The sequence below is a fragment of the Microbacterium kribbense genome (assembly GCF_039537285.1).
Taxonomy (GTDB): Bacteria; Actinomycetota; Actinomycetes; order Actinomycetales; family Microbacteriaceae; genus Microbacterium; species Microbacterium kribbense.
In genome coordinates this window covers 1-725 of record NZ_BAABAF010000026.1, presented here as the reverse complement: position 1 = coordinate 725, position 725 = coordinate 1, and the positions used below count along the sequence as shown (strand labels likewise).

Here is a 725-nt window from a genome sequence, read left to right as displayed (position 1 = left end):
CAGAAATTAAAAACAGTAAGAAATATCTTCCTAGAGTACTTGGAATAGATGAATTTAAGTCTCTAAAATCAGTTGATGCTGCAATGAGTGTAAATTTAGTTAATAATGAAACGGGCAAAGTTTTTGATATTTTACCTGATAGAAGAAAGTATTACTTGAGACAGTATTTCTTGTCATATCCTAAAGAGGTAAGAGAAAAGGTTGAATTTATAACTACTGATATGTATGAGACGTACATAGAACTAGGTAAAGAATTGTTTCCAAATGCTACGATTATCCTAGATAAATTCCATATTGTACAACTTTTAACTAGAAATATAAATAAACTTCGAGTAGATATAATGAAGAAATTCAAGACTAACAGCCATGAATACCGTATGCTAAAAAGATATTGGAAGTTGCCTCTAGCAAAGCATTGGAAGTTAAATGGGGTTTATTTTTACAAATATGTTGGGTACAAAAAACTTACTAATACCAAGGAAATTTGCTCTGAACTTCTTAGTTTTTCAGATGAATTGAGGGAGGCATATGTATTTTATCAAGATTTTCTATATTATATTGAAAAAAGAAATGTAAAAATGATTTCAGAAATGCTATCAAAGGATTTAAAAGACTGTCCTTTATGCTTTAGAACAAGCCTTAAATCTTTGAAGAATAAAAAACAGTACGTATTAAATGCTTTAATTACAAAATATACAAATGCTAGGGTTGAGGGTAAGAATAAT

1 protein-coding gene is annotated in these 725 nt (G+C 28.7%); it reads left to right on the top strand.

Going from position 1 to position 725, the window contains the following annotated elements; genetic code table 11:
* On the top strand, nt 1–725 hold a 725-nt coding region (locus ABD705_RS16030; protein WP_344785410.1), incomplete at both ends, for a transposase.